The sequence below is a fragment of the Clavibacter michiganensis genome (assembly GCF_016907085.1).
In the GTDB taxonomy this organism is placed as follows: domain Bacteria; phylum Actinomycetota; class Actinomycetes; order Actinomycetales; family Microbacteriaceae; genus Clavibacter; species Clavibacter michiganensis_O.
The window spans coordinates 1,636,610-1,650,690 of record NZ_JAFBBJ010000001.1 but is presented as its reverse complement, the minus strand read 5'-3'; the positions used below and the strand labels follow the sequence as shown (position 1 = coordinate 1,650,690).

The window sequence follows — 14,081 nt, the reverse complement described above, 5'->3', positions numbered from 1 at the left end:
CCGGGTCCGCGACGCGGGGCCGGGTCGCACCGGCGCCCGCGCTGAGGCCTAGGCTCATGGACGTGCCGCAGACCGTACCCACCATGCGGGACGGGCGCATCTCCGTCCGGCCCATCCGGCTCCGCGACTCGCGGGCCCTCGAGCGCTCGCTGCTCGACAACCGCTCCTGGCTCCGCAAGTGGGAGGCCACGAGCCCCTACGCGCCGATGGCCTTCGACACGCGGGCGAGCATCCGGTCGCTGCAGGCCAACGCGCGAGCGGGCCTCGGGGTCCCGCTCGTCATCGACTACGACGACGAGTTCGCCGGACAGCTCAACGTGTCCTCCATCGCCTACGGCTCGCTCTCGAGCGCGACCATCGGCTACTGGGTCGGCCAGGAGTTCGCGGGGCGGAACGTCACGCCCACGGCCGTCGCGCTGGCGACCGACTACTGCTTCACGACGCTCGGGCTCCACCGGATGGAGATCTGCATCCGCCCGGAGAACGCGCCCAGCCTCCGCGTGGTCCAGAAGCTCGGCTTCCGCTACGAGGGGCTGCGCCGCCGCTACATCCACATCAACGGCGACTGGCGCGACCACTTCTGCTTCGGCCTCGTCGTCGAGGAGCTCTCCACCAGCGTGCTCGCGCGCTGGAAGGAGGGCGGCGTGGATCCCGAGTGGTCGCGCGTCCCCGACGCCGACGTGCAGGCGGCCGCCGTGCCCCTTGCCGTGCAGCGCCGGATCTGACCTCCGCGCGTCCGCGGACCTGCGGATGCGCCGGTGTCGCCGTGGACACGCGGCGCGCTTCCCGCGCCGTGCCCGCCGGACCTCCTAGCCTCGGGACATGCAATCCGGCGGCATCATCATCGCGCTCTCCGCGGTGCTCTGGCTCGCCTACCTGCTGCCCACGTGGCTGCACCGGCGCCAGTACATGGCGACCGAGCGCAACGCCGTGCGCCTCCAGCAGACCCTGCGGATCCTGGCCGAGACGGCCGAGGTCCCCGACGCGGTGCGCGCCGAGACCCGTGCCCGCAGCGTCGTCGAGCAGCAGCGCGCCCTCCGCCGGGCCGCAGAAGAAGCCGAAGCCGCCGCGCGTGCGCGAGACGCCGCCGCCCAGCGCGCCCTACCGAAAGTGGCCCCCGTGTCCGCAACGTCGCCCTCCGCCGCCACGCGCCTCCGCCGCACCCGGCTCGTCGCCACCGCCATCCTCGCGCTCGCCCTCGTGGGCGTGATCGCCGGCATCGCCCAGGTCGCCGGTGCCGGCGCCTGGACGCTGCTCGTGATCTCGTCCCTCGCCACCATGGGCTCGCTCGCGATCCTGCAGCGCATGTCCCAGGTCGCCGCCGCCCGCCGCCTGCAGGCGCCCGAGGCCCGGCCGCGTCCGCAGACGGGCTTCACCGACTTCCACGAGTCCGCCGAGCAGCCCGCCGCGCCCGTCGCCGATCGCGAGGAGGGCGAGTCGTGGACGCCGGTGCCCGTGCCCAAGCCGCTCTACCTCTCCCGCTCGCAGGCGCCCGGCCCGCGTCCCGGCGCGGGCAGCGCGCCACGCGCGCCGCTCTCGCCCGTCGAGGAGATGCGCCGCGCCGCCGCCGCGTCGGAGGAGACGCTGCGACGCGCGCACCTCGAGCCCGAGGTCGCGCGCCTGTCCGCCGAGGAGGAGGCAGACGCGCCCGCCGCATCCGCCGCCCCGGCAGCGCCCGCCGCGCGCACCGCTCCCGTCAGCCGCTTCTCGCGCATGGGCATCGTCGACGACGCGGAGCCCGGCATGGGCGACCTCGACGAGGTGCTGCGTCGCCGCCGGGCGGTCGGCTGACCCACCGCCTCCGGGCCCGCGGTTCGGAGGGCTCCGCGTGACGTGGTAGTCTCGTGGAGTTGTCAGGGCCTATGGCGCAGTTGGTAGCGCGCCTCGTTCGCATCGAGGAGGTCAGGAGTTCGAATCTCCTTAGGTCCACAAGAACCCCGCTCCGGCGGGGTTTTTGCTTGTCCCCTGCGGATGACTGGGCACCCTCACGCCCTGTGAGGGATGGGAACGCGACGCGCGATGCGGTCCTAGCCTTCCCGCATGAAGACACGAAGAGGCCTCACCTCCGCACTGCTCGGACTGCTCCTCCCGGTCGCGCTCGCGACGGCGGGAGCGTCAGCTGCCTCGGCCTCCGCAGCTGACCCGGGCTCCGCCTCGGCGCACCCCGCCGCGGCGTCGACCTCATCCACCGCGTCCGGATGGCTCCACACGGACGGCGGGAAGATCGTCGACTCCACCGGTTCCACGTACACGATCCGCGGCGCCGCCTGGTTCGGGCTCGAGTCGTCGGGGTGCGTGCTCCACGGTCTCGACAAGATTACCCTCGACAGCGGCATGAAGCACCTGCACGACATGGGCTTCACGACGGTGCGCATGCCGTTCGCGAACAGCTGCCTCCGCGCCTCGAGCGTCGCCGACTGGGGGACCACCGCCAATCCGGACCTGAAGGGCATCACCCCGCTGCAGCTCATGGACCGTGCCATCGCCTCCGCGAAGGCCAACGGCCTCAACGTGTTCCTCGACCAGCACCGCCCGACCACCGACGGCCAGTCCGAGCTGTGGTACACGAACGACCTCCCCGAGTCCCAGTGGATCTCCGACTGGAAGATGCTCGCGGACCGCTACAAGGACGACCCCACGGTCATCGGCGTCGACCTGCACAACGAGCCGCACGGCCAGGCGACCTGGGGCTCCGGGGACACGGCCACCGACTGGCGGCTCGCCGCCGAGCGCGGGGGCGACGCGGTGCTGTCGGTGAACCCGAACCTGCTGGTCATCGTCGAGGGCACCGACAAGCAGCCCGACGGATCCGGCACGTGGTGGGGCGGGGCCCTCGGCGCCGCGGGCGACAAGCCCGTCGAGCTGAGCGTCGCGAACCGCGTCGTGTACTCGCCGCACGACTACCCCGCGAGCATCTACGCGCAGTCGTGGTTCAGCTCGCCGGACTACCCGAACAACCTGCCCAGCGTGTGGGACGCCCACTGGGGCTACCTCGCGAAGAAGAGCATCGCCCCGGTGCTGCTCGGCGAGTTCGGCACGAAGCTCGAGACCACCAGCGACAAGCAGTGGCTGACGACGCTGGTGTCGTACCTCCAGACCACCGGCATCAGCTCCTCGTTCTGGTCGTTCAACCCCGACAGCGGTGACACCGGCGGGCTCGTGCAGAGCGACTGGGTCACGCCCGAGCAGGCGAAGCTCGACGCGATGGCGCCGATCCTGCACCCGGCTCAGTCGTCGGGTTCGGGTTCCAGCTCGGGGTCCGGCTCCGGCTCCTCGTCGGGCTCCGGCTCATCGGCCGGATCCACGCCCGCGCCGCAGCCGCAGCCGCAGCCGCAGCCCGCGCCCTCCACGTCGGGCGCCGTGACGGCCACGTGGCAGCCGGGCGGATCCTGGTCGTCCGGCTACGTCGCGGGCCTCGACGTCACCGCGAAGTCCGCGGTCGCCGGGTGGACCGTGTCCTGGGCGAGCCCCGGCACGACCTCCGTCGGGAACAGCTGGGGCATGCGCTGCACGGTCGACTCCGGCACCGTGACGTGCACGGGCGCCGACTGGGCGGGTGCGCTGTCCGCGGGTCAGACCGTCCACGTCGGCCTGCAGGCCGCAGGCGGTCCGGCCCCGTCCTCGCCGCAGCTCACCGTCACGAGCCGCTGACCTCCTTCCCGCATCCACGGCGCCGGTCGCCGGGCACCCGCCCGGCGGCCGGCGCCTCGCCGGTTAAGCTCGACCGGTGCCCCGCCCCGCGATCCCGCCCGTGACCATCGCGAGCCCCGAGGTGCGTGCGCTGCGCGCCGACCTCGAGGCGGCGCCCTTCACCCTCGCGTCGGCGCTCGACGTGTGGGGCGACGCGGCCGGGCAGGCGTTGCACCGCGGGAACCGGATCCCGGCCCGTCGCGCCGTCGAGGCCGCCCGCACCGCCGACGGACTCCCCGCGGCCGCCGCGCTCGCGGCCCTGTTCGTGCTCGGCGATCCGGTCGACGCGGACGACCTCCGCGCCGCCCTGCCGACGCTCGGCCTCGACGGCGCGCGGCGCCTCGGCCTCGTCGAGGTCGATGGCGACCGCGTGCGACCCGCGGTCGACCTCCGCCCCTACGGCTTCATCGACGCGCACGGCGTCGGCGAGTGGTGGATCGCGTCCGACCTGGGCGAGCTCGCCACCGGCGGCGCCCTCGACGAGGACCACGTGCTCGGCGTCGGCGGCGCGTCGGCCACCCTCAGCGGCCTCATGATCTCCGCGCCCGTCGCGAGCGCCCTCGACCTCGGCACCGGCTGCGGGATCCAGGCGCTGCACGCCTCCCGCCACGCCGACCGCGTCGTGGCGACCGACATCTCCGCGCGCGCCCTCGCGTTCGCGGCGCTCAACGCGGCACTCAACGGGATCACGACCATCGAGCTCCGGCTCGGCAGCCTGTTCGAGCCGGTCGCGGGGGAGCGGTTCGACCACATCGTCTCGAACCCGCCGTTCGTGATCACCCCGCGCGCGGAGGGCGTGCCGGCCTACGAGTACCGCGACGCGGGCCTCGTCGGCGACGCGCTCGTGGAGGGCGTCGTCGCCGCCCTCGCCGACCACCTCACGCCCGGCGGCGTCGCCCAGCTCCTCGGCAACTGGGAGCACCGCGCCGGGGAGCCCGGCCTCGAGCGCGTCGCGGGGTGGCTCGACCGCGCGGCGGCGCGCACCGGATCCGGCCTCGACGCGTGGATCGTCGAACGCGAGGTGCAGGACGCCGCGCTGTACGCCGAGACGTGGATCCGCGACGGCGGCACCCGCGCCGGCACCCCGGAGTCGGAGGCCCTCATGGGCGCCTGGCTCGACGACTTCGCCGCGCGTGGCGTAGACGGCGTCGGATTCGGCTACCTCACCCTCCGCCGGCCGGTCGCGGGGGCGCCGACGCTCCGCCGGATCGAGCGGCTGCACGGCGGCCTCGGCCACAACCCCACCGGCCTCGGCGACCACCTCCAGGCCTCCCTCGCCGCGCACGACGCCCTCGCCGGCGTCGACGACCGCGCCCTCGCCGGGCTCGCGCTCGTGGTGGCCGGCGACGTCACGGAGGAGCGGCACTACTGGCCGGGCGCCGAGGATCCCACGGTCATGACGCTCCGCCAGGGCGCGGGCTTCGGCCGCGAGGTGCCGCTCGACACCGGGCTCGCGGCGCTCGTCGGCGCGTGCGACGGGGAGCTCGCGGTCGGCGCCATCGTCGACGCCGTGGCGCAGCTCACCGCGGTGGACCCGGGCGCCCTGCGCGCCGAGCTGCTGCCGCGGATCCGCGCGCTCGTCGCCGACGGCTTCCTGGCGCTGCCACGCGAGGCCGCGGCAGGGGAGGGGCTCGCCGACCGCCCAGGGCGCGACGCCTAGGATCGCGGGGTGACTCCCCGAACCGCCCGCCGCGCCGCCCGTCCCGAGATCGTCCGCGCCGGAGTGCTCGACGCCGCGCTCATCGTCGTCTTCGTCCTCATCGGCCGCGCGAGCCACGGCGAGGACCTCGCGCCGTCGGGCGTCCTCGGCACCGCCTGGCCGTTCCTCGCGGGAGGGCTCGTCGGCTGGATCGTCGCCCGGGCCTGGCGCAGCCCGTCGCGCGTCGTGCCCACCGGCCTCCTGGTCTGGGGCGTGACGCTCGTGGTGGGCATGGTGCTCCGCGCGCTCAGCGGCGAGGGCGTCGTGGTGCCGTTCGTGATCACGACCGCGATCATCCTGGGGCTGCTGATGCTCGGCTGGCGCGCGATCTCGGCCGTCGTCGTCCGTCGGCGCGCCCGGGCCTGATCCTGCCGGCCGCCCCGCGTCAGGCGGCGGGCGGCATGGGGGCAGCGGCCTCCATCACGGCGATGAGCGCCTTCGCGTAGGCCTCCTCGGCCTCGAGGTCCCGGTGCTCGACCTCGGCGCCGTCGATCACGACGAGCACCACGTGCGCGCCGTCCTCCGCTCCGCCGATCTCGCGCCGCAGCGACCGGAAGGCGCCGCCGAGCAGCGCCCGGAGCTGGTCCTCGCGCGGCAGCCACAGGCTGTCCTCGAGCGCCACGGAGTCGAGCGCCCACTCCGTCGTGCCGTTGAAGCCGAGGACGGTGCCGGTCGCGTGCTCGTGCGCCTCGATCGTGAGCTCGCTGATGGTGAAGACGTCGGACTCGAAGCCCTGGCCGCGGATCCGGAACCGGTCGCCGGGCTCGGGGCTCCACTCGAGGCCGAGCTCCAGGAGGGTCGTGGCGTGCGCGGTGGAGATCATCCGTGCAGTATGCCGGGCGCTCCCGGGTGCCGCCTCCGCAGGCGGGGGAATGCGCGTGCATTAGATTCGGGGCACCGCCTGCGGCAGACGCCGCCGCCGGACGGACACGGGGAGGACCATGCGCGCGACAGTCAAGGACGTCGCCGCGCGTGCCGGGGTCTCCCCGAAGACCGTGTCGAACGTGATCACCGGCCGCGTGGCCGTGAGTCCCGCGACCCGCGAGCGCGTCGAGCGGGCCGTCGCCGACCTCGACTACGTGCCGAACCTCTCCGCGCGCGGCCTCCGCAACGGGCGCACGGGCGTCATCGCGGTGGCCCTGCCCGACCTCGGCACCGCGTACTCCGCGGAGCTCGCCCACCACCTCGTGGAGGTCGCGCACGAGGCCGGCTACAGCATCCAGATGGAGGAGACGGGCTCGCGGCCCGACCGCGAGCGCGACCTCATGTCCCGCGCGCGCGAGCACCTGGTCGACGGCCTGATCCTCAACCCCGTCCTCCTCTCGCGGAGCGCCATCTCCCGCGCCGAGTCGCTGCCGCCCGTGGTGGTGATCGGCGAGGTCGAGCAGGAGATCGTCGACCGGGTGCTCGTCGACAGCGTCCAGGCGGCGTACGACATGACGCGCTTCCTCCTCGGCACGGGCGCCCGGCGCATCGCCGCGGTCGGCACGGCCACCCGCGAGGAGTCCGCGGCGGGCGATCTCCGCCGCATCGGCTACCGGCGCGCGATGGAGGAGGCGGGCGAGGCGCCCATCGAGATCGACCGCACGGGCTGGAACAGCGCGTCAGGTGCGGAGGCCGTCGACGCCTGGCTGGCCGATGGCAATCCTCTCCCGGACGCGCTGTTCTGCTTCACGGACGGCCTCGCGTTCGGCGCCCTGCGCGCGCTCGCCGACCACGGCATCCGCGTCCCCGAGGACATCCAGGTCGCGGGATTCGACGACGTCGACCAGTCGCGCTTCTCGATCCCGACCCTCACGTCCGTGCACTTCGACATCCGCGCCTACGCGGAGGCGGCCGTCGGCCAGCTGGTGCGCCGGATCGAGGAGCGCGACGGCCCGCCCGTGCAGCTCGTGATCCCGCACCGCATCGTCGTCCGCGGCAGCACGCGCCCGACCGCCTGACCCGGCCTGCTGCTCCGCGAACGTCCGGAGGATCGTCCGGCGGAAACGTTGCGCTCCGCATTACAACGATGTAATGATCGCTGCATCACGAAGGAGTGGTCAATGGATCCTGTTGCAGGAAAGGCCGGGGGACGTCCCTCGGCATGGTCGAGGCGTCAGATCCTCATGGGCGGAGCGGCGGCCCTGGGCGGCGCGTTCCTGGTCGGGGGCCTCTCCGGCTGCGCGCCCCAGGTGGCGTCGGCCGGCGGCATCGTCGACCTGAAGTACTGGCATCTGCTGTCCGGAGGCGACGGCATCCGGATGACGGAGATGGTGAAGGAGGCGAACGACTCCGGCGGCGGCTTCGACGTGACCGCCACCGTCCTCGCCTGGGGCCAGCCGTACTACACGAAGCTCGCCATGGCGTCGGTGGGCGGCCGAGCACCGGACGTCGCGGTGATGCACGCGGCCCGCGTGCCCGGCTTCGCGCCCGGCGGCCTGCTCGATCCGTGGGACACCGACAGGCTCGCCGAACTCGGCGTCACCCAGGCCGACTTCGAGCCGCGCGTCTGGGATAAGGGCGTCGTCGACGGGCAGCTGTACTCCATCGCCCTCGACAGCCACCCGTTCATCCTCATGTACAACACGGACATCGCGGCCCAGGCGGGCGTCCTGGGCGGCGACGGCCAGCTCGAGGAGATCACGTCGCCTGACCGGTTCCTCGAGGTCATGCGGGCGATGCAGGCCGTCACCGGCGAGCACGGCCTCAGCTACGGCTACCTCGGCGACGGCGCCCAGATGTGGCGCATGTTCTACACGTTCTACAAGCAGATGGGCGGCGACATGGAGCTGCCCACGGGCGGCGAGGTCGTCTACGACCGCGACAAGGCCGTCGCGTCGCTCGAGTACATCCAGACCCTGCTCGACGGAACGATCGCCACCCCGAGCGGCGACGCCGGCACCGCCATCGCCGAGTTCGCGGGCGCCAAGAGCGGCGCCATCGTCACGGGCGTGTGGGAGCTCCCCACGTTCCAGAAGGCGGAGGTGCCCTTCGACGCGATGCCCATCCCGAACCTGTTCGGCACGCCCGCGACATTCGCCGACTCGCACGCGTTCGTGCTGCCGCACCAGAGCTCGCCGGACCCGGTCAAGCGCGAGAGGACGTACGCCTTCGTCGCCGATCTCCTGAAGAACTCGCTGCAGTGGGCGGGCGCCGGGCACATCCCGGCGTACAAGCCGGTCGTCGACAGCCCCGAGTACGCGGAGCTCCTGCCGCAAGCGCACTATGCGAACGCGGCCGAGCAGATCGAGTACGACCCGGTGGCGTACTTCACCGGATCCGGCTCGGACTTCCAGACGTACTTCGCCGAGAACGTGCAGAACGTGTTCCTCGGGCGGCAGGAGGCGGGGGTCGGCCTCGACGCCTTTATCCGGCAGATCAACGCGCTGCTCGCGAAGCCCAACCCCCTGTAGCGCGCCCGCCCCCGAACGATCTCGCGGTCGCCGCCCATGCGCGGCGCCGCACCCTCTTCCCAGCGAAACGACGAAGGAGTCCACTCGTGACGACAGCAGCACCACCCACCCCGGTCGCCCCCGCGGCCGGGTCCCCGTCCCCGCGGCCCGCCGCGGGCAGCCCGAAGGTGCGGGCCAAGGAGCAATCCATGGGGATGCTCTTCATCGCCCCGTTCCTCATCACCTTCCTGGTGTTCCTGGTCTGGCCCGTCCTCTACGGCTTCTACCAGAGCCTCACCGGGCAGAGCCTCACGGGCGCCAACAGCGAGCTCATCGGCTTCGCGAACTACGCCGAGGCCTTCGGCGACTCCCAGATGTGGCGCTCGCTCGGCAACACCGTGGTGTTCACGATCGCGAGCACCGTCCCGCTCCTCGTCGTCGGCCTCGTGCTCGCGCTCCTCGTGAACCTCGGGCTCCCCGGCCAGTGGCTCTGGCGGCTGGCGTTCTTCCTGCCGTTCCTGCTCGCCTCCACCGTCGTGTCGCTGTTCTGGCTCTGGATGTACAACCCGCAGCTCGGCGTCGTGAACGCGATCGCCGGGGCGTTCGGCCTCCCGCAGCCCGCGTGGCTGCAGGACTCGAACCTCGCGATGACGAGCGTCGTCGTCACCACCGTGTGGTGGACCGTCGGGTTCAACTTCCTCATCTACCTGGCGGCGCTGCAGAACATCCCCGACCAGCAGTACGAGGCCGCCGCGCTCGACGGCGCCGGCAAGTGGCGGCAGCTGTTCTCCATCACGATCCCGCAGCTCGCCCCGACCACCGCGCTCCTCGCGATCCTGCAGGTGCTCGCGTCGCTCAAGGTCTTCGACCAGATCTACCAGATGACCGCGGGCGGCCCGGGCGGATCGACCCGGCCCATCGTGCAGTACGTCTTCGAGACCGGGTTCACCGGCTTCCGCTTCGGCTACTCGGCCGCCATCTCGTACATCTTCTTCGCCCTGATCGTCGTGATCTCGGTCATCCAGTTCACCGCGACCCGGAGGAAGTCATGACCACCGCCACCCGTCCCGCCTTCTCCTCCGGCACGCTCGCCCGGAAGCCCGCGACCAGCGTCGCCGCGCGCCAGGGCCGCACGGGCACGCCCCGGTTCGCCCCGTCGCGGATCGCCGCGCTCCTGATCCTCATCGTCCTCGCCGCCGCGTGGCTGCTGCCGTTCCTCTGGGCGGTGCTCACGTCGTTCAAGTCGGAGACCGACGCCGCGGCGTTCCCGGTGACGGTCTTCCCGGCGGGCGGGTTCACGCTCGACGCCTACGCGTCCGTGCTCAACGGCGGCACGATCCCGCTGTGGACCTGGAACAGCCTCGTCACCAGCACGGTGATCACGGTCGTCGCGGTCGTGTTCTCGGCGCTCGCCGGCTACGCGCTCAGCCGCATCGACTTCCGCGGCCGCAAGCTGCTGATGGGCGCGATCGTGGCGTCGATCATCATCCCGCCGCAGATCCTCATCGTCCCGCTCTTCTACCAGATGCTGTCGTTCAACCTGGTGGACACCCTCTGGGCCGTGATCCTGCCGCAGATCGTGCAGCCCGCCATGGTCTTCATCCTGAAGGCGTTCTTCGACCAGATCCCGATCGAGCTGGAGGACGCCGCGCGCGTCGACGGCGCGGGACGCGTGCGCGTGTTCCTGCAGATCGTGATGCCGCTGTCGCGCCCCATCCTCTCGGCGGTCGCGATCTTCGTCTTCATCGGCGCGTGGAACAACTTCCTCTGGCCCTTCATCGCCACGAACGACGCCACGCTCATGACCCTCCCGGTCGGCCTGCAGACGGTGAAGAACGCCTACGGGATCCAGTACGCCCAGAACATGGCGTCGGCCGTGCTCGCCGCGCTGCCGCTGATCCTGGTGTTCCTCTTCTTCCAGCGCCAGATCATCAAGGGCATCTCGACCACCGGGTTCGGCGGGCAGTGACCCCGCGCGACGACACCCGGACCCGCACCACCCATCCCGCCCGGGACGCACGCGCCCGGGCCGCTCGCGAAGGAGGACGCCCATGACCCGCGCCCGCATCACCATCGACCGCGACTTCACCATCGGCGACGTGCCCCGCCGGCTCTTCGGCTCGTTCGTCGAGCACATGGGCCGGTGCGTCTACAGCGGCATCTACGAGCCGGGCCATCCCACCGCGACGCCCGAGGGCTACCGGCAGGACGTGCTCGACCTCACCAAGGAGCTCGGCGCCACCGTCGTGCGCTACCCCGGCGGGAACTTCGTCTCGGGCTACGACTGGGAGGACGGCGTGGGCCCCGTCGAGGACCGGCCCCGCCGGCTCGACGGCGCCTGGCACACCGTGGAGACGAACGCGTTCGGCCTGCACGAGTTCGTGGGCTGGTCGAAGGCCGCGGGCGTCGAGGTGATGGAGGCCGTCAACCTCGGCACGCGCGGCGTCGACGCGGCGCGCTCGCTGGTCGAGTACGCGAACCACCCCGGCGGATCGAAGTACTCCGACATGCGCCGGAGGAACGGCGCCGAGGAGCCCTTCGACATCAGGCTCTGGTGCCTCGGCAACGAGATGGACGGGCCGTGGCAGATCGGGCACAAGACGGCCGACGAGTACGGCCGGCTCGCGCAGGAGGCGGGCAAGGCCATGCGGCTCGTGGATCCGCGCATCGAGCTCGTCGCGTGCGGCAGCTCCAACTCGGGCATGTCGACGTTCGGCCAGTGGGAGCAGACGGTGCTCGGCCACACCTACGACGTCGTCGACTACGTCTCGCTGCACGCCTACTACTACGAGAACGAGGGCGACGTGCGGAGCTTCCTCGCCAGCGCGGTCGACATGGACTTCTTCATCGACTCGGTGGTCGCGACCGCGGACGCGACCGGCGCGCGCCTGAAGAACCGCAAGCGCATCGACCTCTCGTTCGACGAGTGGAACGTCTGGTACCAGCGCGGGCTCGACGGCGAGGACCAGCCGCACCGCATCGAGGAGTCGGGCTGGCGCGAGCATCCGCGGGTCATCGAGGACGAGTACAACGTCACCGACGCGGTCGTCGTCGGCACGCTGCTCAACTCGCTCCTCCGGCACGGCGACCGGGTGAAGATCGCGAACCAGGCGCAGCTCGTGAACGTGATCGCGCCGATCCGCAGCGAGGAGGGCGGGCCCGCCTGGCGGCAGTCGATCTTCTGGCCGTTCGCCCGCATGGCGCAGCTCGCGACGGGTCGGATCCTCCAGGTCGAGGTCGACAGCGACCGATACGACAACGACCGCTTCGGCACCGCAGACGTGGTCGACGTGAGCGCGACCTGGGACGACGAGGCCGGCACCGTCTCGGTCTTCCTCGCCAACCGCGGGCTCGAGGAGGAGGCGTCGACCGAGGTCGCGCTGCGCGGGCTCGACGCCGGCCGGATCCTCCGCGCCGAGGTCCTGCGCGTGCCCGAGGGCGGCGACCGCTTCTCGAGCAACACGCTCGACTCCGGCGAGCAGGTCGGGCTCGTGCCGCTCGAGGGCGTGCACGCCGAGGGCGGGCGCCTCACGCTCACGCTCCCGGCGCTGTCGTGGGCGGTCGTGGTGCTGGACGTGACCCGCAGCTGACGTCCGCCGCACGACGACGGCCCGCCGTGCGCGATGCAGGGCGGGCCGTCGTCGTGGGGGAGGAGCGGATCAGCTCACGGGGCCCTCGGTGAGGGTCACGGTGCCGGTCTTCGCGGCGCCGGCCGCGGTGGTCCACCCGAGCTTCACCGACTCGCCCGGCTTGTGGCCGGAGATCGCGGCGCTGAGCTCGGAGGCCGAGGCGACGGCCTTCCCGTCGACCGAGGTGACGACGTCGCCCTGGGCGAGGCCCGCCTTCGCGGCGCCGGATCCGTCGACGACTCCCTGGACGGGCGCCCCCGCCACGGTGCCCGCGCCGTTCGCGAGCAGCACGCCGAGGAACGCGGGGTAGCCGATCTTCACGGTGCCGGACTCGACGCCGCTCTCGATCTGCTTCGCGATGGACATGGCCTTCTCGATCGGGATCGCGAAGCCCGCGATCTGCTCGGAGCCGGAGGAGGCTGCCGTGTCGATGCCGACGACCTCGCCCTCCGCGTCCACGAGCGGCCCACCGGAGTCGCCGGAGACGATCGCCGCGTCCGTCTGGATCAGGTCGGTGAGCGTCTCGCCCGCGGCCGTGCCCTCGGACTGCGTGGTGATGGTCTGGCCGAGCGCGGTGACCTGGCCGGTCGCCGCGGTGAGCGTGCCGGTGCCGCCCGCGTTGCCGACCCCCGTGACGGCCTCGCCGACCTGCGCGCCGTCGGTGTCGAGCTTCGCCGGGGTCAGGCCCGACGCGCCCTCGAGCTGGAGGACCGCGACGTCGTTCGTGGCGTCGGTGCCGACGACCTTCCCGACGTAGGCCTTGCCGGTCGACTCGACCGTGACGCGGATGCTGGTGGCGCCGCTCACGACGTGGTTGTTGGTGAGGATCGTGCCGTCGGACGACAGGATGATGCCCGTGCCGGCCCCGGCCGCGTTCTCGTAGGTGAGCGCGGAGTCGATGGTGACGACGCCGGCCTTCTGCGCCGTCGTCGCCTCCGGGGAGGTGACCGACGTGCCGCGCCCGGTGCCGGACTGCGTGCCGGATCCCGAGCCGGAGCCGCTGCCGGATCCCTGCCCGGGCAGCGTGGTCGTGCCGCGGCCGAAGCCCTGGCCCGGCGTGAAGGAGCCCGGGTCCTGGATCTGCGAGCTCCCGGCCTGCGAGCTCGACCGGCCGAGGTCGGCCATGAAGCCCACCGCCGTGCCGCTGCCGAAGGAGAGGAGGAGCGCGAGGGCGGACGCCCCCGCGATGAGGCCCGTGCGGAGGCCGCGGCGCATGCGCTTCGGCGGCACGGGGTTGCCCGCCGCGTCCACGGCGAGCGGGCGTCCGAACGCGTCGGTCGCGGGGGCGTGCCACGGCGATCCGGCGGGTTGGCCGCCGGCGGGCATCGCGGTGGCGTAGGCGGCGGTGGGCTGCTGCGCGGTGGGCTGCTGCGCGGTGGGGGCGCCGGCGCCGACCGCGGGGCCGGTGGCGGCGTGCGCGTCGGTCGGGGCGGTCCAGGCGGCGGGCGCGGCGGTCGCGCGGGGCGCCTCGGGTGCGGCGGGACCGGCGGTCGCGGGACCGGCGGGCGCCGGCCAGGCGGGCGCCGGCCAGGCGGGCTGCGCGGTCGCGGGCGAGCCATCGGCCGGCGGGTGGGGAGCGGCCGGCGCGGCGGGTGCGGTCTCGGCCGGGGTCGCGGCGTCGGCGGAGCGGGTGGCGTCGATGGGGGCCTCGTCCGGACGTCCGGTCGGCTCCTGGGGTGTCTCGTTCAT

General features: G+C 73.0%; 12 protein-coding genes and 1 tRNA gene. 11 read left to right on the top strand and 2 right to left on the bottom strand.

The window, feature by feature from the left end; genetic code table 11:
- The first annotated feature begins 56 nt into the window (after positions 1-56).
- The 6 genes from JOE38_RS07545 (at position 57) to JOE38_RS07520 (ending at position 5,755) form a co-directional block, all read left to right on the top strand.
- Positions 57-725 (top strand): GNAT family N-acetyltransferase, encoded by a 669-nt coding sequence (locus JOE38_RS07545; RefSeq protein WP_204575581.1) that lies wholly within the window; start codon positions 57-59, stop codon positions 723-725.
- A gap of 97 nt (positions 726-822) precedes the next feature.
- Entirely contained in the window at positions 823-1,791 is a 969-nt protein-coding gene (locus tag JOE38_RS07540) for a hypothetical protein (protein WP_204575580.1), read from the top strand.
- Between the two features lie 65 nt (positions 1,792-1,856).
- Positions 1,857-1,929, top strand: a tRNA-Ala gene (locus JOE38_RS07535).
- 111 nt (positions 1,930-2,040) lie between these two features.
- Positions 2,041-3,651, top strand: coding sequence for a cellulase family glycosylhydrolase (locus tag JOE38_RS07530; RefSeq protein WP_204575579.1), 1,611 nt, complete (start codon positions 2,041-2,043; stop codon positions 3,649-3,651).
- Between the two features lie 76 nt (positions 3,652-3,727).
- Positions 3,728-5,350: a DUF7059 domain-containing protein gene (locus tag JOE38_RS07525; protein ID WP_204575578.1), complete on the top strand. Its 1,623-nt coding sequence runs from the start codon at positions 3,728-3,730 to the stop codon at positions 5,348-5,350.
- Positions 5,351-5,359: 9 nt separating this feature from the next.
- A complete protein-coding gene (locus tag JOE38_RS07520) occupies positions 5,360-5,755 on the top strand; it encodes a DUF3054 domain-containing protein (RefSeq protein WP_204575577.1) in 396 nt (131 codons plus the stop codon).
- Between the two features lie 19 nt (positions 5,756-5,774).
- Here the strand turns inward: JOE38_RS07520 and JOE38_RS07515 are convergent, their stop codons facing one another.
- Positions 5,775-6,212 (bottom strand): pilus assembly protein CpaE, encoded by a 438-nt coding sequence (locus JOE38_RS07515; protein ID WP_204575576.1) that lies wholly within the window; start codon positions 6,210-6,212, stop codon positions 5,775-5,777.
- 118 nt (positions 6,213-6,330) lie between these two features.
- Here JOE38_RS07515 and JOE38_RS07510 point away from each other — a divergent pair, with 118 nt between their 5' ends.
- The 5 genes from JOE38_RS07510 to arfA all read left to right on the top strand — a co-directional run bounded on the left by JOE38_RS07510 (position 6,331) and on the right by arfA (position 12,353).
- The gene (locus tag JOE38_RS07510; protein WP_204575575.1) at positions 6,331-7,332 is read left to right on the top strand and encodes a LacI family DNA-binding transcriptional regulator; all 1,002 of its coding nucleotides are present in this window, start codon (positions 6,331-6,333) and stop codon (positions 7,330-7,332) included.
- Positions 7,333-7,434: 102 nt separating this feature from the next.
- Positions 7,435-8,784: an extracellular solute-binding protein gene (locus JOE38_RS07505; protein ID WP_204575574.1), complete on the top strand. Its 1,350-nt coding sequence runs from the start codon at positions 7,435-7,437 to the stop codon at positions 8,782-8,784.
- 86 nt (positions 8,785-8,870) lie between these two features.
- Positions 8,871-9,815, top strand: a complete 945-nt coding sequence (locus JOE38_RS07500; protein WP_204575573.1) for a carbohydrate ABC transporter permease — start codon at positions 8,871-8,873, stop codon at positions 9,813-9,815.
- Entirely contained in the window at positions 9,812-10,732 is a 921-nt protein-coding gene (locus JOE38_RS07495; RefSeq protein ID WP_204575572.1) for a carbohydrate ABC transporter permease, read from the top strand. Before JOE38_RS07500 ends, JOE38_RS07495 begins: the two co-directional genes overlap by 4 nt.
- A gap of 82 nt (positions 10,733-10,814) precedes the next feature.
- Positions 10,815-12,353 carry an arabinosylfuranosidase ArfA gene (gene arfA / locus JOE38_RS07490; protein ID WP_204575571.1) on the top strand — a complete coding sequence of 513 codons (1,539 nt, stop codon included), beginning with the start codon at positions 10,815-10,817 and terminating at the stop codon, positions 12,351-12,353.
- Positions 12,354-12,422: 69 nt separating this feature from the next.
- Here the strand turns inward: arfA and JOE38_RS07485 are convergent, their stop codons facing one another.
- A complete protein-coding gene (locus JOE38_RS07485; protein ID WP_239544772.1) occupies positions 12,423-14,081 on the bottom strand; it encodes a S1C family serine protease in 1,659 nt (552 codons plus the stop codon).

Excerpts from the sequence above, each read along its gene's own strand:
- JOE38_RS07545 (WP_204575581.1), top strand. The coding sequence starts at position 57 with ATGGACGTGCCGCAGACCGTACCCACCATGCGGGACGGGCGCATCTCC.
- JOE38_RS07540 (WP_204575580.1), top strand. The coding sequence starts at position 823 with ATGCAATCCGGCGGCATCATCATCGCGCTCTCCGCGGTGCTCTGGCTC.
- JOE38_RS07530 (WP_204575579.1), top strand. The coding sequence starts at position 2,041 with ATGAAGACACGAAGAGGCCTCACCTCCGCACTGCTCGGACTGCTCCTC.
- JOE38_RS07515 (WP_204575576.1), bottom strand. The coding sequence starts at position 6,212 with ATGATCTCCACCGCGCACGCCACGACCCTCCTGGAGCTCGGCCTCGAG.
- JOE38_RS07510 (WP_204575575.1), top strand. The coding sequence starts at position 6,331 with ATGCGCGCGACAGTCAAGGACGTCGCCGCGCGTGCCGGGGTCTCCCCG.
- JOE38_RS07505 (WP_204575574.1), top strand. The coding sequence starts at position 7,435 with ATGGATCCTGTTGCAGGAAAGGCCGGGGGACGTCCCTCGGCATGGTCG.
- JOE38_RS07495 (WP_204575572.1), top strand. The coding sequence starts at position 9,812 with ATGACCACCGCCACCCGTCCCGCCTTCTCCTCCGGCACGCTCGCCCGG.
- arfA (WP_204575571.1), top strand. The coding sequence starts at position 10,815 with ATGACCCGCGCCCGCATCACCATCGACCGCGACTTCACCATCGGCGAC.
- JOE38_RS07485 (WP_239544772.1), bottom strand. The coding sequence starts at position 14,081 with ATGAACGAGACACCCCAGGAGCCGACCGGACGTCCGGACGAGGCCCCC.